The organism is Caballeronia zhejiangensis, from assembly GCF_022879815.1.
In the GTDB taxonomy this organism is placed as follows: domain Bacteria; phylum Pseudomonadota; class Gammaproteobacteria; order Burkholderiales; family Burkholderiaceae; genus Caballeronia; species Caballeronia zhejiangensis.
This window is the reverse complement of record NZ_CP084287.1, coordinates 429457-455693: the sequence shown is the minus strand read 5'-3', so window position 1 is coordinate 455693 and position 26237 is coordinate 429457. Positions and strand designations below refer to the sequence as shown.

The following is a 26237-nucleotide window of genomic DNA, read 5'->3' as shown; positions in this document are numbered from 1 at the left end:
CGGCTCAGTATGAGTCGCGAGCAGAGTCACAGTGTATGGACCCATCCCTTACATTTGCTTGATCAGTGTCAACTATTGCTCTCCGACGGGATCGGACACATGCCGCGCCCCGATTGATCCGTGTCAATCCTGGCTCCCCGCCGCCCGGGCAAGCTAGAAAAAACGTCAATCGGGCGGGGGGTGCCATGTCAAACCTGGCAACACTGTTGGTTGTGCTTGCGTCGCAGGGATGCGCTCGCCTCCTCAGCCGTTTGTGGCTGCACGCGAAAGAACTGGGACCGGTCGGTCACCCGGGTTTGCACGCGTTTGAGAGTCGTCGATCAATAGCGATATGGACCTAATGCGCGAGCTAATGTTCAAGCTAGAAACGTTGCGCGTCCAACGGGTATAGCGCTTAATGCAAGAGATGCTGCTATCAGATCGAGGGGGTAACGCTTAAAAAAGGTCCTTTGTCACCTGCGCTTGACCAAAAAAAGCAGGATGCGGTACGCCGGCACGACGTGTTGGACAAGACCAAGAAGATTGGGCTGCCGCGGCGGCTTTACGGTTGAACTTTTGTGGCAACCGCGAAAGCGTACCTCAAAGGCAAACCCGAATCGATCATTAGCGGCTAATCCCCGAGACCGGTCCCCGCCGAGCGTCGGGCCGCACCGCCATTGCAAGCCCGACCGCCTGACTATGGTCAGCGACAGCAACACCGAATGCTCCCTTTGCGAAAGCGCAATTTGACCGTCCAACGCCGGGATAGGGACGCACGACGACGTCAGCCATATTTACGCCCCCCGTTCGTCTGCATGCTTGGATTCGATTTGTCGTCGCGGGGCAAGGAAAATGGCAACGTGAACCGCCAGCGGTTAGTTTATCTTCTTGCCGCCGAAGCCACGTCGGGAATGCAGTCTCGATCCGCGTTCGGGCGATCGCCCACTTTGGACAGAATACGATTCGCACACGGCCGACACGGCGATTTTCATCACCGTCTGCATGCCGTTGGGCGACTGCAGCGCAAGACTGTACTTGTCGAAGGCCAGCAACTGGCCAGTCAGCTTGATCCCGTTCATCAAGAAGACCCAAACCACTTCTTGCTTGTGCACCAAGCCGCTTAAGAGATCTACCTGGATGTCTGTCATTTCGACCGCCATCATGATGCTCTACCCGTCTTTCGTTTTAGTTTAGAAGATCAGCCAGGTTGCTCTTTTCACCTCGCTCGAGAGACCGCGCTTTACACGTCGCCATCAGCGTAATAGAGTGCGGCCGCGGCAAGCATCCGTTGCCGCTCGGCGCGGACGTCGATGGAAGTCATCCGCAACGACGCGTGACCCAGTATGGCTCGAACCACGTCGGTCGGCTTCTGTCGCGCGATGGCCCGTGTGCCGAACGCATCTCCAAGCGCATGCGCCGATGATTGGCAAGTTGCACAAGCTCGTGAGTGCTGCACTCCCCAACGCGGCGCGCACCTGTTGGCTGTTGCACCGCTGTAAGCACCAGGCGGGCGAAGGCGTCGATCAGGTAAAGGGCTGCTGCCGCACCGCGCAGCGCACGAAGTGATCCTGGCCGTTGTTAGTTGGGCGTCGTAGCCGCAGGGCTCGTCCAGACTGCCCCTGCGGATCCCTTCGGTTCGCTCGGCAACCTACAAAGGGATCTGCCGACCGACGAACCGACGGATCGACGGGCGCCGTCGTTCAAGACTACGTGTGCGGCAAGTTTAGGGCTGCCCGCGAATGCCCCGGCACATCGGGCCGCTCGATCGAATATTCGGTGGATCTCGCGGCATGTTGGTCGACGAGAACGTTGACTTACGTCAACTTATGACAGGCGTTGGGTGTTTGAATAACAGCACTCCACTTGAACGCAACAACGGTACCGCGTCTCCTGAACGTTTGACGGACCACCTCACATCTGTTGGGAGGGATTTGCCTTCCAGAGCGAGCTCGATCATGCGCGCCCAGCCATTGCCGCGTAACACTCCCGCCTTTCACCTTTCATTTCTCGAATGGGTTCGTGGCTATCAGAAGTCGTGGGTCAGACCGAATGTCAATGCTGGTCTCACGGCCGCGGCTGTCGTGTTACCGAAGGCAACGGCTTACGCGACTGTTACAGAGCTTCGCGTGCAGTTCGGGCCGTACACGGCCTTCTTGCCCTTGGTGATCTACGCGTTCTTCGGCACGTCGAGGTCACTCAGCGTCAGCACCGATGCGACTCCTGCGATTCTAGCGGCGGCGGCACTCGGACCGGTTGCCCCAAGCGGCGATCCAAGGCAACTGGCCGTCGCAACTGCCACGCTCACGGGACTTGTCAGCGCCTTAATCGTTGCGGCACTGCTGAGGTCTGGCTTCATCGCAAGCGTCATTTCCGAGCCGGTGCTGATGGGCCCGGAGGGCGGATCCTTTTCGTCAATGCATCCAACATTGGTCACAAGATCGCACCGTTGATGGAGAAGGCGCGGCCTCAGGTGGTCGCTCGGTACATGCGAGCAGTATTTAATCTCGAGCCAAGGCGCTGAAGATGTGGACCGAGACGGAAAGAAAGTTCAGCGGACGCGCAATCGCCACATGGCTCGTCGGTCTGAACCCAGACGATTTCGCGGCGGTGGAGAGCGCCGCGCTTGGCAAAAGCGCTCAACACGGGCGCATGTTTCTCACACTCGAGCAGGCGCTTGATGCGCGGCATCCGCTGCAGGAAAAGCAGAACGCGTCACGGAGCTCGTACGGTGAATTACGAGGCGTAGGCACAGAAGGCAGCGGTGATCTAGGCCCCGCCACTCCGGCGAGGCGCAACGTACAGACGACAGTGCAACCCAGGTAGGTTAACTTATGGACAAGGTCGATTCATACAAGGTCACTCATCTCAAAGAGAGCAGCGCTGCGTCCTATCGCACGCCTGATGAGCGGGCGGCGGTAGGGCGAGCAATCCGGAACACAGTGCCACGTTTGTCGCAAGCTGGCTGGGAACCGCCGAAGAATCGCAATAACCCCATCGAGCTCCTAAGCGAATCTAATAAAGGCCGCATCGAGAGTTTGGTCCCGATTCGCTTTGGTCGAATGGCGGAGTCACCGTTTGCGTTTTATCGTGGCGCGGCTGCCGTGATGGCGGCTGACCTAGCCTCGACGCCAACGAGCGGCTTGCGCGTGCAGGCTTGTGGCGATGCTCACCTGATGAACTTTGGCGGATTCGCGACGCCGGAGCGCAACGTGATTTTCGACATCAACGATCTGGACGAAACGCTCCCGGCGCCGTTCGAGTGGGATCTGAAGCGGCTCGCAGCCAGTGTGGTGATTGCTGCACAACATCTTGCGCTGCCCGCGAGCGACGCCGCGCGCGTTGCCACGGACCTTGTCCGTGAATATCGTGAACGGATGCACGATTACGCCGGGATGCGGGCGCTCGATGTCTGGTACGACCGGATCGATCTGAAAAAGTATGAAGACCGTTCGGGCGATCCGCTTGTCGTCGCTGCGATCCGCAAGCGGATCGCAGAGCGGATCGAGGTGGAGCAGCGCAAGCAAGTTCCCGAGTACATGTATCCAAAGCTCGTTTCGCAGGATGGGGCGCAACCGAGGATTAAGGACGAGCCACCGCTTATCGTCCACCCGAATGAAGAAACCGCGCCCGGCCTCGAATCGGGCTACGCCGAAGCCATCGCCTCGTACCGCAAGAGCCTAGCGGAGCACGTCCGCGTCCTGTTTGACAGATTCCACCTGGTCGATTTGGCATCGAAAGTAGTTGGCGTGGGCAGCGTCGGGACACTGTGCGGCGTTGGCCTTTTCATGGCTTCTGACAATGACCCACTTTTCCTGCAGGTAAAGGAAGCGCGAGCTTCGGTGCTCGAGCCTTATGCAGGTAGAAGCCTGCATCCGAATCACGGCGAACGGGTGATCGCCGGTCAGCGCCTGATGCAGGCCGCAAGCGACGTATTTCTTGGATGGACGCGAGGAAAGAGCGGCCGCGACTTCTTTGTTCGCCAGTTGCGGGACATGAAGATGTCTGCCGTTATGGAGGACTGGGACACGGGGCTGCTGCGCCAGTATGGGCGCATGTGTGCGCACGCCCTCGCCCGGGCACACGCCCGCTCCGGCGATGCGGCAATGATGGCCGCGTATATGGGATCCGGCCAGACTTTCGACGATGCCATCACCGAGTTCGCGACTGAATATAGTTCCCAGAACCGGCGAGACTATCGCGAGCTCATCCGCGCGATCCGCGAAGGCCGAATTGCTGCCAAAACGGAATGAGGAGGCGCGAAATCGGCAGCCGATCGGTTCTCGTCTGCGGCGCCGCTCTGGCGACGAGGGAAGCCGTGGCCAATCCGTGTAAGGAAGAGCGGCGATGGAAACCGGAAAGTGCAGTGCCCGTCCCTGGATGCCGAGTACGCGTTTATTCGTGGACCGAGTGGGGGCTTGTCTAGCGATATGTGCGACACTCGGCGGCTGCATGTCCCTTGGGCCGACAACCATCGTGGGGGATAGGTTCGACTACAGTGCGGCGATTGCCGACTCTTGGAAACAGCAGACGCTGCTCAACATTGTCAAATTGCGCTACGTGGACCTCCCCGTATTCGTAGACGTGGCGTCCGTTGTCAGCGGCTACTCACTACAAACAGGCGTGACATTGAACGGCACTGTCTCGACCGACCGGGCCGTACAGGGCAATTTTCTCGGGACCGTAGTCCAAGGTGTGTACACTGACCGCCCCACCATCACCTATACACCGACTACAGGACAAAGTTTCGTGCATGGATTGATGGAGCCAATTGATCCGAAGAACATCTTCTTCATGCTTCAGAGCGGCTATGCTGCGGACCTTCTGCTGGGCATGGCTGTCGAGTCGCTTAACGGCGTGCGTAACCGATCGACTGCAGCCGGGTTGATGCGCGAGGCTGACCCAGCGTTCGTTCAGGCCATTACGTTAATGCGCGAGGTTCAGGCTGCTGGTGCATTCACCATGCGTGTGGAGGAGGACAAGGCCAAAGGTCCCACCGCAGTGATTCTCTTGAGGCGCGATGGAATACCTGCCGATATCGTAGACAAGCTTGCTGAAATTCGGCGATTGCTCAAGATGCCAGCGACTGCTCAGAAGTTCACCCTTATCTATTCCCCGGTGCGCGGCGCCAATGATGAACTGACCGTCAACAGTCGCTCGATGCTGCAGATAATGGCCGCGTTTTCTAGCTACATGGATGTCCCTGACGAGCACTTGAGGGACCATAGCGCCCTACCCGCCATCGCGCAGCCTAATGGTGAGATCCCAGACCCGATGCTTCACATCTACAGTGGACAGAAAAAGCCGGCCGACGCCTATGTATCGGTGCGCTATCGCGGTTACTGGTTCTGGATCGACCAGGGTGATCTGCGGACCAAACGGGCTCTCAACGCCGTCATGCTGTTCTTCACGCTTGCAAATACGGGCAGCAAGGAGCCCCTCCCCTTGATCACTATCCCGGCGCAATAGCGCAATTCCGCTATGTAGCGCTACGGGAATGGCAACGGTCGTTTAGCCCATTCTGTCGTTCCCAGGGCATTAGAAACGATGCCTCAAGCCGACTGTCGCCTCAAGTCGATTAGGTCGTGGAAGACGGCGCGGTGACGCCGCTAATCCTGACCACGCGCAATGAAGAAGTGCCGCTCGGACTCGACGAGATATGCTCGGATCTGCTGTACGGGGAGTTGAGGCGGGCGATTGAAGGCGGTGGAGGCTTTAGCTGAGAATCTGATTGTCGAAGTCGGAAACCAGCAAACAACAAACCATCCACCATGAGCAAGTTTACGGAAAAAGCGGACATCGGTCTATCAGAAAGCGGTCTGGGCCTGGATGAATTGGTCCGTCACGGAGCCCGTCAGGTGATTCAACAGGCGATCGAAGCGGAGCTGCAGGCGCTGCTGGAGCGGTTCGAAAACGTCAAGACGTTGCACGGGCGACGGGCGGTGGTGCGCAATGGCTATTTGCCGGAGCGCGAGGTATAGACGGCGGCCGGCCCGATTGCGGTGAAGGTTCCCAAGGTTCGCGATCGTTCAGGGTCAGGTGTGAAGTTCAATTCATCGATCGTGCCACCGTATGTGCGCAAGTCGCCGCGTGTGAGTGCCGCGTTGCCGTGGCTCTACCTGAAAGGCATTTCAACGGGCGACATGAGCGAGGCGTTGAGCGTGCTGCTGGGCGAGGATGCGAAGGGTTTGTCGGCAAATGTGGTGAGTCGCCTGAAGACGCAGTGGGCCGACGAGCATGCGAACTGGAGCCGGCGTGACCTGTCGAAGTCGCGCTATGTGTACTGGTGGGTCGACGGCATTCACACTGGGCTGCGAAGCGAAGATTCAGACGGGCAATGCCTGCTGGTGATCATCGGCGTGTTGCTTTAGCTTTGCCTTGCTGCGACTTCGGCAAGCTGTTTTGCTTCAAAGCTGGCGGGTGGGACGGTGGTCGCATACAGTGGGTGGGGCCCACCGCCCCACATCGTATCGAGGACTCGCATGTTGCGGGGCCGAAAAGTATTGTGGTCTGTGTAGACCGCGGTTCAGAAGGACGTGTCTTGCGGTCTTGACTGGAGCACGCGAATGAACAAGACGTTTAAATTGGTGCGGTGACGATCATGACAGTTAATGTAAGTCAGGCTCGCGTCAAACAGTCCCTAGGGAAACACTGATTAATGAGGCTCGGCGGTCATCGCTCACGTAGCTGCGGACGTTATAGAAGGCAACTCACGAAACGGACCCACGAGGATGAAGAGGCAGATGGGCTTCGCGGAAGCGGAAACTGCAGGCAAGAAGCGCGTGACGAGGCGCCAACGCTTCTTGGCGGAGATGGAGAAGATTGTGCCGTGGCAGCGTTTGCTGTGTGCAATCGAACCGCATTACCCGAAGGGCACGCGAGGCCGTCCGCCGATAGGACTGGAGCGAATGCTGCGAATCTACTTTCTGCAGCAGTGGTACGGGCTGTCGGACGAAGGGCTGGAAGACGCGCTGTATGACAGCATTGCGCTGCGCGGCTTCGCCGGCATCGATCTGGCGGTCGAGAACGTGCCCGATGCGACCACGCTGCTGAAATTCCGGCGTCTGCTGATCGAGCACGAGCTTACAAGGAAGCTGTTCGACGAGATTGGTATCTCGCTGTGCGAGCGTGGGCTGATGATGAAAGAAGGCACGCTGGTTGACGCGACGATCATCGAAGCGCCATCATCGACCAAGAACGCCGGGAAAAGCCGTGACCCGGAGATGCACCAAACGAAGAAGGGAAACGAATGGCACTTTGGGATGAAAGCCCACGTTGGCGTGGACGCCGATTCGGGCTTGGTCCACAGCGTGGCTGGCACGGCGGCCAACGTGTCGGATGTGTCGCAAGCCCATTTGCTGCTGCATGGCCATGAAGAGGAAGCGTTCGCCGACGCGGGCTACATTGGTGTAGACAAGCGCGATGAAATGAAAGGCAAGGCAGTAAAGTGGCACGTCGCTGCCAAGCGCGGAAAGATCAAGGCGATGCAGGAAGGACCGCTGAAGGACCTCGTGACTGCGCTTGAGCGGACCAAGGCGCAGATCCGTGCGCGCGTCGAGCATCCGTTTCATATCGTCAAGAATCTGTTTCACCATCGCAAGACCCGATACAAGGGCTTGGCCAAGAACACTGCGCAACTGTTCAGCTTGTTCGCTCTGGCGAATCTGGTGATTGCGCGAAATCTGTTGCGATCGGTTCATGGGAGCAATCCGTCATGCGTATGAAAAATGAGAGCAGAGAGGCTCGCTTACGAGCCGAATTCGCCGAAATGCGCGCCGACTCGATTCGTCATCTAGAAAATCCGACGCTTTTTGCTCTGCAAGCCGACCCGACAACTCATTAATCAGCGTTTCCCTAGGGCGGCACACTGCTTTGTGCATGCCTTACGCCGGCAACGCAACATGCACGCTGCGAGCGCCGGAGAATCGCGGGGCCGCAGCAACGCAGTTTTGTTGGGGGCGTTGGTCATAACCTACCCGTGCCTTTCCGCAAGAACATGACCTAGATTAATTTTCCCAAAATCTCCCGGCCCTACGATGAGACTTAGCCCAGGAGTGGCAGCGACCGCTGACGCTTCCGCTCGTCCTTGCGGGTTCCACGATCCTTAAAGACCGGTGGGACAGGGCGATCCACCCATCGACTGGTTACCACTGCGGCATTTTGCAGGCTGAATCAGGTGAGAGAGGCGCTGAGGTCATGAATCGCTATTTTGACTTGGGACCACAAACAACAGATCATTCCGCCCCGACCGCGGACGAGATACTACGCGATACGCAGAACTTCTCACTGGTTCTGGGCGGCCCGCTCTTTCAGTTGCTGCGCAGGGCGCACATGGCCGACGATGCTCTAGAGTTGGTCCGGCAGCGAATTCTCGTCATCTCGCTTGTAGCCTGGTTGCCGCTGCTGGCACTCTCGGCTCTCGATGGGCGTCTGCTTGGCCATTCCGTGGCGGTACCGTTTTTGCTGGACCTTGAAGTTCACATCCGTTTTCTTGTGGCGGTGCCTCTGCTGATCCTTGCCGAACTGGTCGTGCACCGGCGCCTGCGCCCAATCGCGCGTGCATTCCTCGAGCGTAAGATCGTATCGGAGGCGTCCGCCGCGCAATTCGACGCGGCCGTCAGGGCGGCATTCCGACTCCGCAATTCCGTCGTCGCCGAACTACTGATGGTCGCTTTCGTTTACGCCGTGGGTATCTTCGTTGTCTGGCGCCAATACACCGCAATGCAAGCGACGACTTCGTGGTACGCCGTACCCGGCGCCGGTGGGCTGTCGCTTTCGCTCGCCGGATTCTGGTATGGCTATGTGAGCGTGCCAATATTCCAATTCCTCCTGATCCGCTGGTACTTCCGGCTTTTCATTTGGACGCGCTTCTTGTGGCATGTGTCGCGCATCGAACTGAGCCTCGTACCCACACATCCTGATCGCGTGGGCGGCCTCGGATTTCTTTCCAATACAGTTTACGCGTTCATGACTCTTTTGGTCGCGCATGGCGCAATGCTCGCCGCACAGTTCGCCAATCGAATCTTTTTCGCCGGGGCCGCACTCACAGAATTCAAGGCTGAGACCGCAGCAATGGTTCTCTTTTTGCTCTGCCTGGTCTTTGTTCCTCTGCTGGTCTTCGCACCTCAGCTAGCACAGGCGAAGCGGACGGGTCTGAGCGAGTACGGCTCGTTGGCAGAACGATACGTACGCGAATTTGACACCAAATGGTTGAGGAGTGGCATGCCTACCAGTGAGGCATTGGTTGGCAGCGCCGACATCCAGTCGCTTGCGGATCTCGCCAATAGTTTCGACGTGGTCAGGACCATGCGTATTGCTCCCATCACCAAGGATGCCATCATACGCCTCGCGGCTGCGGTACTCATCCCGATCGTTCCGCTCGGATTGACGATGATGTCCCTAGAAGAACTGCTAAAGCGACTGTTCGGATTGGTATTTTAGGCGTTGGCGTTCCTCGCGAAGGCTCCCGCCCTACCCCGGAGCCAGCTGAATGCGACATACGCGACGGGGCGCGCGATCGGTGGACCCATACCCTTCGTCACCTTCTGACAGCGCTGTTTCTGGCTATATCACTCGGTCTGACGACGCTCGACCGACATTGAGTACCAATCAGCAGGCCCATCACCCGCCCCACCTCGGGAAGACGGATAAGGGGCTTCGGCATCGAAGAAGGAGCGACCACCGGACCGGAAACGACTTGTTTCGGGGCGTTCTCACACTCATCTTATTCACGGAGCACAGAATGCTCAATGCACATGAAGCAGACGCCCGCGGGCCCGGCGAAACCCGCCGAGCCAGCCTCGCGGGAAATGCAAGAACGGCGATATCGGAGGTGGGCGCCCCGTGCGACAGGCGCGAACTGATCGCGTGCCACGAGTGCGACCTGCTACAGCACGGGTGCGACGTTCCGCCGGGCGGTGCGCTGCGCTGCTGCCGTTGTCGCGCGGTGCTCTACCGGTGTCGCCGACACGACTTCGATCGCGCCCTCGCCTTCGCCCTTGCGGCGGGTGTTCTCTGGGTCATCTCGAACGCGTTTCCGATTGTCGGTCTTTCGGTCAAGGGCCATCTCGTCCAAACTACATTGATCGGTGCGGTGGGCGTGCTGTATCGGGATGGTATGTGGCCGCTCGCGGCAATCGTTTTTGTCACGACGATTCTGATGCCTGCGCTGCAAGCGGTCGGAATGGTTTGGCTGCTTCTTCCGCTCTTTCTGAACCGTACGCCCTATCGCGCCGATGCTGTGTTCCGCTTGTTGCGCATCGCGCGCGACTGGGGTATGACCGAAGTGCTGACGCTGGGCCTGCTTGTCGCTGTCGTCAAGCTCGCGCACATTGCCTCCGTTGTGACCGGGCCGGCCCTGTGGTCGCTCGCGGGGCTAATGCTGCTGCTGGTCGGGACGGTGTTATCGTATGACGAACGCGAGATGTGGAATCGCATCGAAGGCGCGCCTCCCGCGATATCAATGCAGGAAACGCTGCAAAGACGTACAGGTGCAGCGAGCGGCCTCTGGGTTTGTCACGATTGCGGCATGTGCGCGCGCGCGCACCGCTTCGGAGAGCACGGCGCTGACGGCGCATACTGCCCCCGGTGCCACGCCCGCCTACATGTGCGCAAACCCGCGAGCTTATCTCGTACGTGGGCGTATCTGATCGCCGCAGCGATTCTCTACGTCCCTGCGAACTTGCTCCCCGTGATGAACACAACTTCGCTCTTCGGCTCACAGAAGGACACGATCATGAGCGGGGTCGTTTACCTGTGGACGTCTGGGTCCTGGCCGCTCGCCATCATTGTGTTCATCGCCAGCATCGCCGTGCCAATACTGAAAATTCTTGCAATCGGATACCTGGCGACGACCGCGAGTTTTCGCATGACGCAGCGGAGTCTGCAGCGCGCGCGCATCTACCGCGTCGTCGAATTCGTCGGCCGCTGGTCGATGCTCGATATCTACGTCATCGCCGTGCTGGTCGCACTCGTGCAGTTTAGCGCGCTAGCGACAATCGAAGCCGGCCCTGCCGCAATTGCTTTTGGCGCCGTTGTCGTGTTGACGATGTTCGCCGCAATGTCGTTCGATCCACGCCTCATCTGGGATCCGCAGTCGCCCGATGAGCCTTCGCGATGAGCAGACCGACGACATGTTCAGCGCCAAAACCCTGTCGAATTCGCGCAGGCGCACCCCATTGGTCTGGCTTGTGCCCGCCACGGCTGTAGCGTCGGTCTCTGGCACGCAGTGCAGGCCGTGCTCGCGCAAGAGCCTACCGTCACCGACAGCTTCAAGACCGGCGAACGGTTCGAAGCGGGCAAGACGAGGGTCATGTTTAAGGTGCGTGGAAATCGGCCTCGTGAGGTCGGTGGCGCTGTCCGACAACGACACGCGCGTTGCTGCGACGGCCGAGTTCGAGCGCGACGCCGCGGGTCGTGCGGGTCAAGGGCGGGAGTCCGGCGCAGTGAACCCTCGAGGCGCTTTGCATCGAAAAGCTGGAGGACATGGCAGGTTGCGGCAGAATGCGGCAACCACAAATAAAAGACCAAGCGGAGAATGACGAATCCAACTCATTTGAAGCCCGCCCTCGGAATCAAGGGACCTTGGTAGGTGCAAAGTGTCGACCTTGATACGCCAAACGACAGTTGACGATCGAGGTGGACTTTGTCGCGGGAAGTCTCTTCGCCTACTCCAAGCTCGCCGGTAAACCGAATTGCTACGCCAGCGGTGCACCAACGGTGCATCAGAAGAAAACAGGCTCTCCTGAAAACGAAGTGGGTAATGGCTCTCAGCCGGCATGCGAGTTCAATGCGGAGAGTCAAGTCTGCAGCGATGAGAAACAGCTCCGTTCGCATGGTTGAGAAGTCCGTGCGATCACGCACCTTGCGCTTGGCCGCCTGAAACAAGCCGTTGATGGCTGCGACGAAGCCGTCGGTCTTTAGGCTCTGCATCCACGCAACGATGCCGTCGCAGTGTCGGCGAAGCGATCGTGCGACGTCCTTCATCGGTTCGACTTTGGAACGCATGACGCTGCACCGCCCAAACCTTGCGTATCCGGAATTCTGGCAAGTGTCATATCCTCAGGAAACATATGCTCGCGCAGGATGGCGGCGTCCAGAAGTTCGTAAGCGCGCATTAGACGGCGTCCCTTGCGCACCGCCATGCGACATACGTCAGGCTATGGTTGGATTCAGTCGCCAGGGCAGCAAAGCCTCGTAGTCGTCGGCGGTGTGCGCGTGAGGCAGACCTTTGAACAACGCGATGAGGTATTGGTACGGCTCAATGCTGTTGGCTTTGCAGGTTTGCACGAGCGAATACAGGTTGGCGGCGGCGTTTGCGCCGGCGACGCTGTCACTAAAGAGCCAGTTCCGGCGTCCGACCGTAAACGGTCTGATCGCGTTCTCACACGGGTTATGCCGACTCCTCGATTATGCCGCGTCATGCATGCACGGACACAACGGTTGGCGGATCTCTGTTCCCGGTCACTCCGGTTGTCGGCATTATCAGAGGGCCTCCAGGAAGGCGAGCAACGGATCTGGAGGTTTGTAGCGTGTCGGTGCAACGCCACTCGCCGTCGCGTGCGCGAGCGCCCGTTCCTTGAGTTGCATGTCGGCGTGCAAATAGATCTGAGTAGTCTCGGAGGACTCGTGCCCGAGCCAGAGTGCGATCACGGTCAGGTCGACGCCGTGATGCATCAGGCTCATCGCGGCCGTGTGCCGAAGCGTATGAGGCGTTATTGATTTCTTCTTCAGCGAGGGGCACGAGAGGCGCGCGATTTCGGCGTTGCGCGACACGAGTTGCTGAAGAGCATCAGCACTGAGATGACCGCCGCGCGAACTGGGGAAGACCGGATCGCCTGGTTCGCCTGGTTGATACAGCAGCCACTGTTTCAGGACGGCAACTACATCGGGTCGCAGCGGAGTACATCTCATCTTTCTGCCTTTGCCGAGGCAACGAACGTGGGCGCCTGTCCCGAGCGCCACATCCTGACGCCGGAGTGCGGTCAATTCGCTATTGCGCAGACCCGTTTGAACCGCTACAAGAAGCAGCGTTCGGTCGCGGTTGCCGATCCAGTTTCGTACGTCAGGCGCCCCTACCAGAGCTGCGGCCTCGCTCTCGGTCAGAAACTCAACCGGGCCGTGCTCGCAGCGTTTGGATGGGATTGCAAGAATGCGTTGACACTGCAGAAACAACGCAGGCTCGCTGACCGCGACGAACCGGAAGAAGGCATGCACGGCGGCAAGCCGCGTGTTGCGTGTGCGCACCGAATTGCCTCTGCCATGTTCGAGGTGCTGCAGGAATTCCTCGATCAGCGACACGTCGAAGTCCTCGATTCGCAGCTTTGACGGCGCGCGCCCTATATGCTTCGTGGCGAACGCCAGCAACAGCCGGAACGTGTCACGGTAACTTGCCACCGTATGCGAACTCAGACCTTGCTGCTCGAGCAGGCGCTGGGTGAAGAAGCGCTGAACGAGGGCTGGGAGACTGGCGGCGCTCACGTCCGTTCTCCCGGACAGTCCTTGTCGAGATAGGCTGCCGCGAGTTCAAGCAACTCAGGAACCGATTCGATATACCAGTACGTAAGGCCGATGTTGACATGCCCGAGGTAGGCGGCAAGTTTCGGCAATTCCCGACTTACGTCCAGACCGGCGCGATACCATTCGACCAGCCTTCCAGTCGCGAAGCTATGCCGGAAGTCCTGGAGGCGCGGGCCGTAACCATCGCGCCCGTCCTCTGTCGACGATCGCAGACCAACAGCGCGCGACATTCTGACGAACATGCTTCGTGCCGTGCCTGCCTTCAGTCGCTTGCCGTGCTCACTAACCAGGAACGCATCGCTCGATCGTACAGGACAGAGTTGATCGCGTTTCCGGGCATATTGTTCGAGCGCCACCCGGGAAGACTCTGCTACGGGAACAAAGCGGGATTTGCCGAACTTCGATTCCCGGATGGAGAGTATCCCGCTGACGAGGTCAACGTCGGACCGATCGAGCCGGAGCGCCTCGCCTGGCCTGAGGCCCGTTGCTACAAGAAGCCCTATGAGCGTCGAATAGGTAAGTGCTCGCATGCCAGTTCGGGATCGCAGTTGAGCGGCGCGGGTCATAAGCCGATCAATTTCCTGCTCAGTGTAAATATGCGGGGCGTTGCGCCGTCTGCGGGCACTCAGGAGTCCTGCTGGAGGAATCTGGTTTCGACTGTCAATCACGTTCATCCATCTGGCAAATCCTCTTACTTGAGAGAGGCGCCGTCCCCACGTAGCGCGTTCGACGAGTTCAGGCGTCGTCGCCCAGCGCAGGGCCAGATTGGTTGTAATGAACTCGGCGCCTTCGCGTTCCAGCAGGTCAACGAAATGACCGAGTGCCAACGCAGGCTCATAGAATGACGCCCCTAGAGCACGGCGGACTGCCACGTACTGGGCGAGAGACTCATGGATCGCAGTCATATTGCACCTCCCGCCGTGGGCCACGAACGCGCGACACCGCGCAGGTCTTCAAACGCGACCTTTGCGTAGATCGCGGTACTGTCGGGTGAGCGGTGCCGCAAGACCTCGGCGATTTCTGCCATCGAGGCCCCGTGGCGAATCATCGTCGTCGCCAGAGCGTGACGGAACAGATGTGCAGCGCCCCTGCACGCGGGGCGGAAACCAACACGTGCGAAGGCCTGACAAACAATCTTGCCAATCGCCGCCGGGCCCGCCAAACCAACTCGAGGCGCCAATCTGCGCAGGAAGACGCGACGCGATGCACTCGCTCCGCGACCATCGCGGAGATATGTTGCGATTGCCTCTCCAACCTCCGATGAGAGCGGCACGTGCTCGACCATCTGCCCCTTGCCATGAACGAGGAGTTCCCCCGAACGCCAGTGAATGTCGTCGAGCTCGATTTCGATGATTTCTCCGGCACGTAAGCCGAGCCTCGCCAACAACAGCAGGATTGCATAGTCACGGAGCCCAGTCGGAGTCGACCGGTCTGCAGATGCAATGAGAGCTTCTTGCTGCTCAGGCGTGAGGAACGTCGGCACAGTCGACTGTCGCCACTTACGAACCGAGGGCACTGACCCAGCCAGGTCTCGGGCCGTATCACCACGCAGAAAGAGGAAATGGCAGAACGAGCGAAGCGCAACTGCCATCAGCCGAGTGTACTCCGCCGATCGGCCTTTGCTGCGGGCAAGAAGATGATTCCGGATCGTTACCGCGTCAAATGCATCTGGCAACAAACTTCCGTCGCCGGCCGAGTGACTGTGGAGAAAGTCGCGAATGAACGGGCCGTAGACGAGCAGAGAGTTCTTCGCGAGTCCACGATCCTGCCTCAGATAGTCCAAGTATCGGCGATAAGTGTGCGCGATCGCGGACTGGCCGTCTAATGTCGGCGAACACACAATGGCTTCCGCGCGCAGATAGGCGAGAAACTGCCGTAATGTGGGACGCGCACGCTGGACGCGGTCTCGTGATGCGTCGATCATGCGCTTCATATAGCGAGCCGTGACAGACTCATCGAGGTCAATCAGGCCGATGTTCCTGTGCTTCATCCACCGAGAGAACGCACACAGGACTCTTCTTTTCTTGCGAAGCGATACCTCGGAATAGTGTGCCGTCCGTAGACGATCAAGAAATGCATCGATGTGATGGGCCGGCAGTCCGCCGGATTCGCTGACTGTGCGTGTTGCGTTCATCTGATCTCTCCTGGCCAGCGCTTTAGCCAGCCTGAGAAATCATATGTTTATGCCGACGCAGCGATCATGAAAGGCCATACCCACCGCCACGCGCATGCACGACGCGGCATAATCGAGGAGTCGGCATAATCCCTGTCATGCCGCTAGCGGCATGACACGGGTTGTTCGAGATGGGCCACGCTCCGTTGCTGACGTAGCGAACCAGCTTGGGCCATTGGCCTCGCAGATATTGAAGCGCTTTGCCGAACCCGCTTTGCGGCAACACCGTGTTCAGATGACGCGATAGCAGCGCCTCGATCTGATCAAGAACTGGCTGACTTCTGGCCTGTCTGAGTTGCTGGCGCTGCTCCGGGGTCATGTGTTCGGATCGTGCCTCAACGGCAAACAGCTGGCCGATCAGGCGAATGAATTCGCTCACCGGATGATTGCCGCCGCGCTGTACCTTTGGGAGGTCCTCTTCGGCCTCAATCAGGTAACGTCGCGCGTGCGCCCAACATCCGAGGTGCACCAGCTGGTTTGTTCGGGCGATTTCGTTGTACGGCTCGTAGCCGTCGCTCATCAATACCGCGCCGGGTTTGATGCCAGCATAGAGCACGGCGGCCTGCGCCGCGCTGCGCGTGGGACTGTAGCTGAACATTCGCACTGGTGGTCCGGTACCGTTCATCTGCGCCCACATGTAGCTCTTGCGTTGTGCAGCACGGCCTGGCTCTTTTAGTACCTGCACCGTCGTTTCATCGCCGTAGACGATGTCGGCCTCGAGCAGATGGTCGCGCATCAGGTTGATCAGCGGCTGCACTGCCATGCCGACGCGCACTACGCTTGCTGCCAGCGTGCCGCGTGAGAGATCGCCACCGAAACGGTGCAGCAACGCGGCGATCCGGTACAGCGGCAGCGCGTCAGCAAACTTACTCACAACCACCCATGCAAGCGCTGATTCAGTGAGTAAGCCCTTCGGGATGATGCGCGAAGGTGCCGGCGTCACCTTGATGCCAAGGTCGCAGCAAGTGCATGCGTATTTGATTCGCTGGTGCTGAATGACGCGAACCTGCTGCGGCACGATATCGAGTTGCTCGCTGATCTCGGCGCCGATCTCGACCAGTGCGTGGCCGTCGTGTGCGCAGACGCGTTCTGATTCGGGCAATTCATGGCGCACGACCTCGCGAGGCAGCATCGGGTCTAACGGTTTGCGCCCACGCTTCTTGCGTTCATGCGCGCCGACTTCGACGCTTTGTTCAGTTTCGGTGTGTTGCGCCGGCTCGCATCCCGTTGCGAGCGCTTCTGCTTCGTTCAGGAAGAGGTCGCGTTGCTCAGCACCGCGCACTTCGCTCCTGGAAGCAAACAACTGCCGCTGAAAGGCCTTAAGTCTCTCGCGCAGCAAATCGCGTTCGACTGTCACCACACGCAACTCGCCCTTCATGGCAGCGAGTTCTGCGCGCAGCGCCTGCAGTTCGTCGGTAGAGGAAGAGGATGATGGCGGCATCGCTGAATTAGACCAGCCATGCCGGTTCTCGTTTCAGGTCACGCGCTGATAATAGCGCCTCGGATGCGCGCGCATCGCTTCGATGTCGATGCCCTCCAGTAGCCAGTGAAGTTGCTCTGTTCGCAGCATGAGCACCGCTTCCTTGCGCGGCCATACGAAGCGGTCCTGCTCGAGGCGTTTCATGAGAAGCCAGAAGCCGTTACGGTCCCACAGCAGCATCTTGATGCGGTCGCGCCGCTGATTGCTGAACACATAAACCGCACGCGCGAATGGATCGAGCTTCATTGACTGCTCGACGATGGCTGCGAGACCGTTGATGCTCTTGCGGAAGTCAACGGCGTCACGATGCACATAGACTTTCAGTTCATCGTCCAGGCGGAACATCGCACCGTCCAAGCGTCTCGATAATGGCCGATAGCAACGGCGCGTCATTGTCGGTGCATTCAAACCGGAGTGTGACGCCGTTGGGCATCTGCACCATCAACCGCGCCGAAGTGGGCGATGACGTCCTTGCTGCGGGGGTGTGGCGGTGTGCCTTCGTGGATGCGGGCGCAACCACCGCTTCGTGACTATCGACTTCGACTACCGGAACGAAAGCGGTGCCAGTCGGCGCCGGCTGTAGGGACGTGCCAGCCAGTCGCTGCTGATGCAGCTTGATCCACTTGCGCAGCAAGTTGGCGTTGACTCCATGCTTGAGTGCGAGTCCGGCGACCGAAGCGCCCGGCTCAAGACACGCTTCCACCAACTTCTGTTTGGTTTGCCGATCATATCTGCGCTTGCCGTCCCGACCAACGTTGACGACCTTCAACCCGGTCGCTTCTGAGTGCTCTTCTGTCATGAAAGGTGTCCACTGATCCGAAACAGTGGACATAGCCTGCGCGCTCAGGTCAAACAGTTCCAGACGTCCATTTCTGCGCGCTTACAGAAGTTCGAGTTCTCGAAGCAGCGCGGCGTGACGCGCTGCCGGAATCGTCTTCATAAGATTCTCAATCATGGCCCGCAGGCGCCGCTCAATCTGTAGGCTACCCGCGCCATACTGGCGTATTTCCCTGAAGCTGATATGAACGTAGTCGTCCCAGTCTGGCGTACGAAAGAAGACTCAGGGCTGTCCACGCGCGTCGCTCACCACTCGATTCGCGAGCGATCGCGTCCCAACGAGACGAAGCAATCGGTGTAACTGGTCGATCGCGAGTACGGCCGTCGTAGGATCATTGATCGCCGGTGACAGCGCCTTCAACGCAATATCGACCTCTATGCGAAAGGCAAACATGGGATCCTGCTCCATCGTCCTTTCGGTCCCAAGCGCGACGAGGCTTTGCAATCGGTGCTGAGCGGCGGCATCAGGCGGGCCGGCCAAACCAAAAAGATGGAAAAGCGGTTCGTCTGTCGCAATGAAGTCGCCGACCTGCGCCACGAACTCGACGGTGCACTCTAATCGTCGGGCCGCGCGGGCCAGCCCTTTCAGATGCACCGCTAGGACGACGCCGGAATGGCCTTGATGGTAGACAACGTGCGGACTCGTTGCCGAGCGAAACCACGCATTGTCATTGTCCGCGCGCGTCAAAGAACGATCTACTGGGAAACGGACCTCTTCACGAAAAGCCGGCGTATGGTCAAGCGCGGACTCCTGCTCGAAAGAGTATGGATACAGCTTGCGAATGACAGAGAACCCATGCTCCGCCACACGGCCAATAAGGCTCACCGGGCGCATCAGCCGCGCAGCATAGTCTATGAGCAGAATGAAGGCGATGAGGGAGGCAAGGCCGATGACCGTCGCGAGCAACACTTGCAACTGGGGCACGGCGTCCGATTGCCCCAACTCGGCCATCGTCCTATGCGCCCACAACAGCGAAAAGACGAATAGTCCTACGATCCATCGGATGACGTTATCGCGTAACAGGGTCGTTGCGATGATGCGAGGCGTGTACTGGCCGCCCGCCACCTGTATCGCAACCAGCATCGAGCCGAAGCTGAACACAAGACACGAGAGGTTGAGCGTGAAGATTCTGTCGAGAATGGCGTGCGCCTCTTCAGCGTTGACCGAAAGGAAACCGTATTGCAGGTCGTAGGCATCGTAGGTACTCAGCCATGAGCCAATGAACTCGGCTGTCCGTTTCAAACCGATGCTCGCCATGACGGCGAGAATAGGAACGATCCATAACGACGATCGCACATAGCTGACTGCGCTGTATCTGCGGCTCCAACCCATTTTCGACTCCGCGGCGACAAATCTCAATCCCTTCGATATCTAAAGTGACCGCGCCGCGACGCTCCAAAGTCAAGCCGCCCTGCCTGCATCAGGTTGAACCATCGTCGCTGCCCCTGCCGGTTTCGTCGATTCCTCATCCGAATGACGCAGAAACCCCTCCAGTACATCGTCTACCGAAACCCGCCGTCCGATGTCACCGACGTCCTCTTCGAGTCCTTCTGCACGCAGAATGTCACGCGCGTCGGCGTGGCCGCCAACGATTCGCAGACGTCTTCCCCCCTTCACCAGATCGGCGTGGAGCGCCGCGAGCATGCGCGCACCGGCGATATCAACGGTCGGAGAGTTGGATAAATCGCATATCACCAGCTCTACTGGACAGGTTCTCGCCTGGATCCTGTCCCAGATGGTCGCACGCACGTGTTCGACGTTGAAGTAGAGCAGCGATGCCTCTGGACGGAACACCAATACTCCGAGGGTCGCCTCATTGTCGGGATTACGTTCGATATCCGAGTAACGGCGCGTTCCGGGAATCCGGCCCAGGACTGCCACGTGAGGATGTGCAGCGCGCCTGATGAGCAGGAGCATCGACGCCAGAACCGCGACGATCACGCCCTTCAGGATGCCAAGCATCAATACTGCAGCAAATGCCACCATTGACACCATGAACTCATATCGGCTCACCTGCCACACGTGCCGCAGTTCCTTGATATCGACGAGGCCTTTTACCGCCACCAGGACGATCGCGGCCAGCACCACGTTCGGCAGGTTGGTAAGCAGGCCGGTCAGGAACATCAAACAGAGACCGATGGTAATCGAAGCGAAGATCAGCGCGAGCGGCGTCTTTGCCCCGGCCTTATCGTTCACGGATGACTGCGACAACCCGCCCGCGACGGGGTATCCCTGAAAGAGGCCTGCAGCGAGATTGGCCGCGCCTAAGCCCAGCAGTTCCTGACGCGGATCGATTTCATAGCCGTTCTTCTGTGCAATGGCGCGCGCGGCTGATACGCTCTCCACGTAAGATAGCAACAGACAGGCAAACGCTAGCGGAATGATGCCATCGACGTCACGCACGCGAAGGCCCGGTGCATGAAAGGCCGGCAGTCCCCGCGGCAGTGTGCCGACGACGCTGAATCCCATCTCTCTTAGCGGCGTAAAGGAGAGCAGCACGATGGAAAGCACCACGACCAAAAGTGCGACCGGACGACCCGGCAAGAACCGCTCGCCCAAAAGGAGCAGGGCCAGCGCACCGACGCCGAACGCCAGGACCAGGACATGTGTGTCGGGGAGCTGACCAGCCAGAACCGTGAGGCGCTCGAAAAACTGTTCACCGCCCCCCTTCACCCCAAACAGTTTAGGCAGTTGGGTCAGCGCAATGGTGAGTGCGGCTCCAGCCTTGAATCCAAGCAATATGGTTTCGCTAATGAAGTTGACAAGCGAACTCAGACGAAGTATCCACGCGACCAGACACATGACCGCGATCAGGATCGCCGTCAACGCGGCGATTGACGCGAATCTCGATGGATCTCCCGCCGCCATATTCGCAACCGTCACGCCGACGAGCATCGAGATTGCTGAGGTCGGCCCGATGGCCAGTTGCCGAGACGAGCCAAACAGCGCGTAAAAGAAACCTCCAACCAGATAGCAGTAGATGCCGTATTGCGGCGGCAAGCCCGCCAGCGTCGCGTAAGCAAGCGAGACAGGGATGCCATAGGCGGCGAGCGTCAAGCCTGCGACGGCATCCGATGATAGCCATGTCAAATCGTAAGTAGACAACCATTGGATCGGAGGGAACAGACCACGCTCCCGGCCCCTTCGAGTGCTTTGTGCCTCGACGATGGCAACATGTTTCTCGTCCATCGCAATCTCCTTTCCCGGCGATCGATCCAAAAAAAGGAAACAAAGCCGACCAGCCAGCCATTGCCGCCGTCACCGCAGGCAGACCTAATGCACCCGGCGATGCTCGAAAAGTTTCCGGCCCCCATCAACTCCCGGCACGGGACGCTGACGCTGGCCACGAGAAGGAAACGTTGACGCCGCCATGTCGCGGACCATTACGTTCCATTCCTGGCGGCAGTTCGACGTCCTGCCCGCTTGCACATGCCATCATCAACTCGCGCCAGTTTTGCGCGATCTTCTGCCGCTCCGCGTGGCTTCCAGCATTGCGCATTTGTGCGCAGAACTCAACGCGTTCGGCGGGCGTCGTTAGTTGAGCGGGCGTTATCTTTAGCCGGGACTGCGCGAGCTTGGTTCGATATTGTGGCAATTAGACAAACAGTCGAACACAGAGTCGCGATCAATGGCACCAATGGAAATCTACGCATGATATGTCGGGGGCCGCTATCAACTTGATACGATTCTAGGCGCCGGTTCAATCCAGCTTGCTTGATCTCTGTCAAGCAATTGACACACGTTTCTTCGTTAGCTCCGGTATCTGCTCGAATTGGTATTAATCGGTCGCCGCGCTGTTGAACCGAGGCGAGCATGCTCTGTCCGCAAAATCTCCGTCACAGTCCTCAGTGTCGAGCAGCATGCTGGAAAGCGATGCTTCCCGATCTCAAGCGCGACCAAGCCGGTCAATTATTTTGCAAAGGCTGAGCGCGGCGAGTTCCGTTAGAAACGTCGGAAGTCCAGCATTTGTGTGTGCCGATCTTCCAGCAAAAGCTACGTGATCGACAAGCGCGTCACCCCGCGCTTCATGAAGTACGAGAAAGCGGAGAGGCGCTGGGAGAAAGCGCATGGGACGACTGGAGGCGCCTGCGACAGGCGAATCGTCCCATCTCCTTCAGGCCGCGACCTACTTTCAAACGTCTCGCCATGCTCCGCCCGTCGACTCCGTTGATAAAAGTCCGGAGATGAGTGGTGACCCCATCGAGGCTTTCGCGATCTCATGTCAGATCATATTCGCGCATCATTTCCACGATTACCGCTTTCAACGGCGCGAGGCACTCCTGCGCAACCCCTCGAAACTCGTCGATGACCCAATTCCAACCCGCGTTTTCCCCCGGATCAACTTTGCGCGGAACCGGGATGTCGCCATCACGACAGCTGTCACCAAGATCGACGCTCTCCTGAATCCGGCGCAGAATCTCGTTTCGAATTTCCTCCGCAGTACCAACATTCTTAATCACGCGTGCCTCCTATGATCGGCCGGCGAAAAATCCTACCACGTGAATCACCGATGGAAGAGCTAGGGTAGTTCACTTCCATTCTTTCCTGCAAGCATCCAAGATCGTTGACCCACATCAACGAGCGTCACCGTTATCCGATTAATTTGGGTTCACCCATTGGACCACCGAGGTGTAGAACCGCACGAGCCAGATCATGCCGGATATCGCATCTCCCCAAAGCGGGGTACGCGCGCGTACCCGCCGCACCACCCTCCTCATTTTCCTGCTCATCCTTATCGGCGGCGTCGGCTATGTCGGAATGCATCTCGCGTCCGATCTCGAATCCGTCCGGCTGAGTTCTGCGCTGCCCTATTTCCTGCTCGGGGTCGCGCTGCTGATCGCACTCGGATTCGAGTTCGTCAATGGCTTTCACGACACCGCAAACGCGGTCGCGACTGTCATCTATACGCACTCGCTCACGCCCGATTTCGCGGTGGTCTGGTCCGGTACGTGGAATTTCATCGGCGTACTGGTGTCGAGCGGGGCCGTCGCGTTCGGTATCCTGCAACTGCTGCCCGTCGAACTGGTCTTGCAGGTCGGCACCAGCGCGGGCTTCGCGATGGTCTTCGCATTGCTGATCGCCGCGATCATTTGGAATCTCGCGACCTGGCACTTCGGGCTACCGTCATCCAGCTCGCACACGCTGATCGGCTCGATCGTCGGCGTTGGCCTGATGAACCAATTGATGCGCGGGCCGAATGGCACAAGCGGCGTTGACTGGTCGCAGGCGGCGGGCGTCGGTAAGGCGCTGCTGTTCTCGCCGATCGTCGGCTTCATCTTCGCCGCTCTGCTACTGCTGGTACTGAAGGCGATTGTGCGCGTGTGTCACGGGGCGGCGTAATGGCGCCGGGGATGGGCGGCGTAATGGCGCCAGCAGAAGCGGGGTAAAACGCGGATTCGAACGGTTTCAAGATTGCGGTTTTTTGCCGTTTTTGGCAACCGCATTTTCGCCGTTGTCGGGCATCGGTTTGGGCTTGCGGAAGCTCTCGCCCTCGATGACGACACGATAGGCGCCGTGGCGCAGGCGATCGAGCGTTGCAGCTCCAAGAACGCGGTTGTCGGGGAAGGCGTCGCCCCATTCGCTGAAGTCCAAATTGGAAGTCAAGATCGAGGCTGCGCGCTCGTACCTTGCAGCGATCAGGTCGTGAAAGTCCTCATCGTGGGGTGCACGAAGCGGCTTGAGCGCAAAGTCGTCAACGATCAGCAGTGGCACACGCACGAACTGCTGAAACTTACGTTCGTATAGATCCGTGGCGCGCGCCGCATGCAGCTTCTTGAGCAGATCGGTCTGGTTGATAAACAGCACATCGCGACCTTGGCGCGCGGCACAGTGCCCGAGCGCCTGCGCTAAATGCGACTTGCCGACGCCTGTCTGGCCGACCATCAGAACGCAGACCTTCTCGTCGATGTATCGGCCCGTCGCAAGGTCGTGAAGGTGCGAACGGTTTAGTTTAGGCAGTCGGTCGAAGTCGAAGGTCTCGAGCGTCTTGCCCATCGCAAAGCCGGCGCGGGCAAGACGCGCGCCGAGCTTCTTCTGCGCACGTCGTGCGACTTCGTCATGCAGCAGCATGGCAAGAAACTCGGTGTAGGCGATTTGCCCATCGATGGCCTCCCGATTGCGCTGTTCGAGGGAGTCCAGGATGCCAGACAGTCGCAACTGCCTGAGGATGATATTCAGTTCGGGACTTGGATTCATGGCGTTCAATGCAGTAGAAAGGACTGGAGATCGCGGCCGAAGCGGCCACCGTTCACGTAGGTGTCGGCCGGTTCCGTCGCCTGTGCCGTCGCTGCTGGCTGGCCGTCCAGTCCCTTGTCGAGAATGACCTTAACGGTGCGATACTTCGGGCTGGAGAACGTGAGTGCGCGCTCGCAGGCGGCGTTCAGGCGCGCGTCGCCGTACTTCTCGCGTAGACGGACGAGACCCTGCGCGCCGCGCAGGTTCACGAGCACCTTGTCGTTGAACATCGCGAGGATCACTGCAAGGCAGGCTGGCCCAATCTCTCTAGCTTGGGCCAGACACCACTGCGGATCGCGCTCAAGCCACGCCTGCGCCTCGGGCGGCTGGTGATCCCGCACCGTATGCCGATCACCAGGCTTGCGTAGTCGCGGATGCGTCGCAACGAGTTCATGCCGGTGGAACACCTGTACCACGGTATCGGTGACCTTCAACCACAGCTGCTTGCCAACAAGCGTGAACGGCACCGAGTACAGCGCGTTCTTGTAGACGATGTGGCCGTCCGTATGCACCTTGACCTCGCTCCACACGGCCAGCACCGGCGGCACGTCAGGCAGGCGTGCAAGCAGCGGGCGTTCGATGGCAAAGCGCGCAAGCGGGAGGTCGCGGGTCGTGCCGTGCACGCGGGTGCCGGCCTGCTGCGTGACCCAGTCGCGCAATTGCCGGTTCGCATCGGCCAGATCCCTGAACTCGCGTAGCGGTACGAAGGATTTTTTTACGTATTTGACTCCAGATTCAACAATTCCTTTTTTAGCAGGGTCGTGCGGCGGACATGCGTCGATCCGGAATCCATATCCCTCAGCAAGCGCGGCATAGGATCGCTGGACTGCAGGCTCATATCGGCACGCCTTGACGATCGCGCACTTCGCGTTATCGATGATGATCCGGCCGGGACAGCCGCCGAACCATTCGAAGGCGCGCCGATGGCAGGCCAGCCACGTCTCTACCGTCTGGTCGAGCACGATCTCGGCGTACTGGTGACGCGACCAGCAAAGCGTCATCACAAAGATCCACGTCTTGAGCGGAAGGCCGGATTCATGTGTGAGCACTGGGCCGGCGCCGAAGTCGACTTGCGCCGCGTCCGACGGAGGAAACTCTAGGATCGTCGTCGTGGTCCCCGGCTTGCGCTCGGCACCCAGACGACGCAGCATGCGCTTCACGGCGTCATAGCTGCCCGTGTAGCCGTGATTGCGTTGAAGGGCGGCGTGGATGGTGGTGCCCTGGACGCCCGCAGCCGACCAGTCGCGGATCTGTTCACGGAACGGCTCTGCCGTCGACACGCAGGTGTGCGGCAAGTGCGGCGAGCGACCGAAAACGCCAGCGATCGTGGCGTCATCCGGCAACGGCTGTGTCGGATCCAGCCATCCGAGCCCCTCGGCTTCCCGGCGCACGGTCGTCAACTTCTTGCGTCCCATCAAGCCGCCGCGCGCGATGTCGCGGTCGGAATCGCCCTGCCGCATGCGGACAAGGACTTGGCGGTACTCGAACAATTCGAACCTCCGATTGGCCATGGACGCCCCGCTCAAATAGAACGGAGAGTACCGACTTGGAAAGTTCGAATCGCGTTCTCGCCCCGATGCTGCTGGCTCCTATGCGCCGCCCCTCGAGTGGCTCCAATACGCCGCACTTAGGGTGGCGCCATTACGCCGCCCATCAGGTGGCGCCTTTACGCCGCCCTCAGAATGGCTCCATAGTGCCGCCCCGTGACACGAGTCGACGCCGTTCGGTCAAGTCGCGCGTGACTTTCCCGAAACCTTCCAAAACACCATCGGGACCGACGATCGCGGTGATAATCACATCTGCCCAAAACCGGCTGCCGTCCTTGCGCACGCGCCAGCCCTCGTCTTCGACTTACCCGCGCACGCGCGCCGTGGCCAATAGCAAAGGCTCTACGCCCGCTGACATTGTTGGGCGCCATTTCTCTGTCTTCCATACGGAGGAAGACGATCAACAGCTGATAGCGACGCTCCATGGCGATGTCGCTTCGGTTGTGCCGCCGGTCCGAAAATCGGATGAAA

The 26237-nt window shown here is 59.3% G+C and carries 17 protein-coding genes and 6 pseudogenes; 8 read left to right on the top strand and 15 right to left on the bottom strand.

Annotated elements, in window-relative coordinates; translation table 11 throughout:
• Nucleotides 1–854: 854 nt before the first annotated feature.
• Nucleotides 855–1127 carry an RNA chaperone Hfq gene (locus LDZ23_RS31815; protein WP_244808392.1) on the bottom strand — a complete coding sequence of 91 codons (273 nt, stop codon included), beginning with the start codon at nucleotides 1125–1127 and terminating at the stop codon, nucleotides 855–857.
• 642 nt (nucleotides 1128–1769) lie between these two features.
• Between LDZ23_RS31815 and LDZ23_RS31810 the strand changes: the two genes are divergently transcribed.
• The 7 genes and pseudogenes from LDZ23_RS31810 to LDZ23_RS31780 all read left to right on the top strand — a co-directional run bounded on the left by LDZ23_RS31810 (nucleotide 1770) and on the right by LDZ23_RS31780 (nucleotide 11095).
• The gene (locus tag LDZ23_RS31810; RefSeq protein WP_244808391.1) at nucleotides 1770–2429 is read left to right on the top strand and encodes a SulP family inorganic anion transporter; all 660 of its coding nucleotides are present in this window, start codon (nucleotides 1770–1772) and stop codon (nucleotides 2427–2429) included.
• A 381-nt stretch (nucleotides 2430–2810) separates the two neighbouring features.
• Complete coding sequence (locus LDZ23_RS31805; protein WP_244808390.1) at nucleotides 2811–4229, top strand: DUF2252 domain-containing protein; 1419 nt, start codon at nucleotides 2811–2813, stop codon at nucleotides 4227–4229.
• 199 nt (nucleotides 4230–4428) lie between these two features.
• Nucleotides 4429–5445: a hypothetical protein gene (locus tag LDZ23_RS31800; protein WP_244808389.1), complete on the top strand. Its 1017-nt coding sequence runs from the start codon at nucleotides 4429–4431 to the stop codon at nucleotides 5443–5445.
• 302 nt (nucleotides 5446–5747) lie between these two features.
• Nucleotides 5748–6338 (top strand): annotated as a pseudogene (locus LDZ23_RS31795) (transposase); the annotation flags it as partial.
• A 369-nt stretch (nucleotides 6339–6707) separates the two neighbouring features.
• A complete protein-coding gene (locus tag LDZ23_RS31790; protein ID WP_244808388.1) occupies nucleotides 6708–7700 on the top strand; it encodes an IS5 family transposase in 993 nt (330 codons plus the stop codon).
• Nucleotides 7701–8172: 472 nt separating this feature from the next.
• A complete protein-coding gene (locus LDZ23_RS31785) occupies nucleotides 8173–9417 on the top strand; it encodes a hypothetical protein (protein ID WP_244808387.1) in 1245 nt (414 codons plus the stop codon).
• Nucleotides 9418–9718: 301 nt separating this feature from the next.
• Entirely contained in the window at nucleotides 9719–11095 is a 1377-nt protein-coding gene (locus tag LDZ23_RS31780) for a paraquat-inducible protein A (protein ID WP_244808386.1), read from the top strand.
• Between the two features lie 649 nt (nucleotides 11096–11744).
• Here LDZ23_RS31780 and LDZ23_RS31775 read toward each other — a convergent pair.
• The 11 genes and pseudogenes from LDZ23_RS31775 to LDZ23_RS31725 all read right to left on the bottom strand — a co-directional run.
• Nucleotides 11745–11988: pseudogene (locus LDZ23_RS31775) on the bottom strand (transposase); the annotation flags it as partial.
• A 141-nt stretch (nucleotides 11989–12129) separates the two neighbouring features.
• A pseudogene (locus LDZ23_RS31770) lies at nucleotides 12130–12372 on the bottom strand (transposase domain-containing protein); the annotation flags it as partial.
• Nucleotides 12373–12459: 87 nt separating this feature from the next.
• Nucleotides 12460–13455 carry a tyrosine-type recombinase/integrase gene (locus tag LDZ23_RS31765; RefSeq protein ID WP_244808342.1) on the bottom strand — a complete coding sequence of 332 codons (996 nt, stop codon included), beginning with the start codon at nucleotides 13453–13455 and terminating at the stop codon, nucleotides 12460–12462.
• Complete coding sequence (locus LDZ23_RS31760) at nucleotides 13452–14399, bottom strand: tyrosine-type recombinase/integrase (protein ID WP_244808343.1); 948 nt, start codon at nucleotides 14397–14399, stop codon at nucleotides 13452–13454. Before LDZ23_RS31760 ends, LDZ23_RS31765 begins: the two co-directional genes overlap by 4 nt.
• Nucleotides 14396–15628, bottom strand: coding sequence for a site-specific integrase (locus tag LDZ23_RS31755; RefSeq protein WP_244808344.1), 1233 nt, complete (start codon nucleotides 15626–15628; stop codon nucleotides 14396–14398). The genes LDZ23_RS31760 and LDZ23_RS31755 overlap by 4 nt, the downstream gene beginning before the upstream one ends.
• 145 nt (nucleotides 15629–15773) lie before the next feature.
• Nucleotides 15774–17108: pseudogene (gene tnpC, locus LDZ23_RS31750) on the bottom strand (IS66 family transposase); the annotation flags it as partial.
• 33 nt (nucleotides 17109–17141) lie between these two features.
• The gene (tnpB, locus tag LDZ23_RS31745) at nucleotides 17142–17504 is read right to left on the bottom strand and encodes an IS66 family insertion sequence element accessory protein TnpB (protein ID WP_244808384.1); all 363 of its coding nucleotides are present in this window, start codon (nucleotides 17502–17504) and stop codon (nucleotides 17142–17144) included.
• Complete coding sequence (gene tnpA / locus LDZ23_RS31740; RefSeq protein WP_244808383.1) at nucleotides 17473–17946, bottom strand: IS66-like element accessory protein TnpA; 474 nt, start codon at nucleotides 17944–17946, stop codon at nucleotides 17473–17475. The genes tnpB and tnpA overlap by 32 nt, the downstream gene beginning before the upstream one ends.
• A gap of 261 nt (nucleotides 17947–18207) precedes the next feature.
• A complete protein-coding gene (locus LDZ23_RS31735) occupies nucleotides 18208–19317 on the bottom strand; it encodes a DUF2254 domain-containing protein (protein ID WP_244808382.1) in 1110 nt (369 codons plus the stop codon).
• Nucleotides 19318–19386: 69 nt separating this feature from the next.
• Nucleotides 19387–21174, bottom strand: coding sequence for a SulP family inorganic anion transporter (locus tag LDZ23_RS31730; RefSeq protein ID WP_244808381.1), 1788 nt, complete (start codon nucleotides 21172–21174; stop codon nucleotides 19387–19389).
• A gap of 1028 nt (nucleotides 21175–22202) precedes the next feature.
• Nucleotides 22203–22445 (bottom strand): hypothetical protein, encoded by a 243-nt coding sequence (locus LDZ23_RS31725; RefSeq protein ID WP_244808380.1) that lies wholly within the window; start codon nucleotides 22443–22445, stop codon nucleotides 22203–22205.
• A gap of 193 nt (nucleotides 22446–22638) precedes the next feature.
• On the opposite strand from LDZ23_RS31725, the pseudogene LDZ23_RS31720 reads away from it, so the two are divergent.
• Nucleotides 22639–23307 (top strand): annotated as a pseudogene (locus LDZ23_RS31720) (inorganic phosphate transporter); the annotation flags it as partial.
• Between the two features lie 84 nt (nucleotides 23308–23391).
• Here LDZ23_RS31720 and istB read toward each other — a convergent pair.
• The 3 genes and pseudogenes from istB to LDZ23_RS35100 all read right to left on the bottom strand — a co-directional run.
• Entirely contained in the window at nucleotides 23392–24180 is a 789-nt protein-coding gene (gene istB, locus LDZ23_RS31715) for an IS21-like element helper ATPase IstB (protein ID WP_008352246.1), read from the bottom strand.
• A gap of 5 nt (nucleotides 24181–24185) precedes the next feature.
• Complete coding sequence (istA, locus tag LDZ23_RS31710) at nucleotides 24186–25709, bottom strand: IS21 family transposase (RefSeq protein WP_200889179.1); 1524 nt, start codon at nucleotides 25707–25709, stop codon at nucleotides 24186–24188.
• A gap of 223 nt (nucleotides 25710–25932) precedes the next feature.
• Nucleotides 25933–26067 (bottom strand): annotated as a pseudogene (locus LDZ23_RS35100) (PAS domain S-box protein); the annotation flags it as partial.
• Nucleotides 26068–26237 lie beyond the last annotated feature (170 nt).

What these genes read in the sequence shown, in the direction of transcription:
- LDZ23_RS31815 (WP_244808392.1), bottom strand. Translation starts at nt 1,127, where the DNA reads ATGACAGACATCCAGGTAGATCTCTTAAGCGGCTTGGTGCACAAGCAA.
- LDZ23_RS31810 (WP_244808391.1), top strand. Translation starts at nt 1,770, where the DNA reads ATGTTGGTCGACGAGAACGTTGACTTACGTCAACTTATGACAGGCGTT.
- LDZ23_RS31805 (WP_244808390.1), top strand. Translation starts at nt 2,811, where the DNA reads ATGGACAAGGTCGATTCATACAAGGTCACTCATCTCAAAGAGAGCAGC.
- LDZ23_RS31800 (WP_244808389.1), top strand. Translation starts at nt 4,429, where the DNA reads ATGTCCCTTGGGCCGACAACCATCGTGGGGGATAGGTTCGACTACAGT.
- LDZ23_RS31790 (WP_244808388.1), top strand. Translation starts at nt 6,708, where the DNA reads ATGAAGAGGCAGATGGGCTTCGCGGAAGCGGAAACTGCAGGCAAGAAG.
- LDZ23_RS31785 (WP_244808387.1), top strand. Translation starts at nt 8,173, where the DNA reads ATGAATCGCTATTTTGACTTGGGACCACAAACAACAGATCATTCCGCC.
- LDZ23_RS31780 (WP_244808386.1), top strand. Translation starts at nt 9,719, where the DNA reads ATGCTCAATGCACATGAAGCAGACGCCCGCGGGCCCGGCGAAACCCGC.
- LDZ23_RS31760 (WP_244808343.1), bottom strand. Translation starts at nt 14,399, where the DNA reads ATGACTGCGATCCATGAGTCTCTCGCCCAGTACGTGGCAGTCCGCCGT.
- LDZ23_RS31755 (WP_244808344.1), bottom strand. Translation starts at nt 15,628, where the DNA reads ATGAACGCAACACGCACAGTCAGCGAATCCGGCGGACTGCCGGCCCAT.
- tnpA (WP_244808383.1), bottom strand. Translation starts at nt 17,946, where the DNA reads ATGACAGAAGAGCACTCAGAAGCGACCGGGTTGAAGGTCGTCAACGTT.
- LDZ23_RS31735 (WP_244808382.1), bottom strand. Translation starts at nt 19,317, where the DNA reads ATGGGTTGGAGCCGCAGATACAGCGCAGTCAGCTATGTGCGATCGTCG.
- LDZ23_RS31730 (WP_244808381.1), bottom strand. Translation starts at nt 21,174, where the DNA reads ATGGACGAGAAACATGTTGCCATCGTCGAGGCACAAAGCACTCGAAGG.
- istB (WP_008352246.1), bottom strand. Translation starts at nt 24,180, where the DNA reads ATGAATCCAAGTCCCGAACTGAATATCATCCTCAGGCAGTTGCGACTG.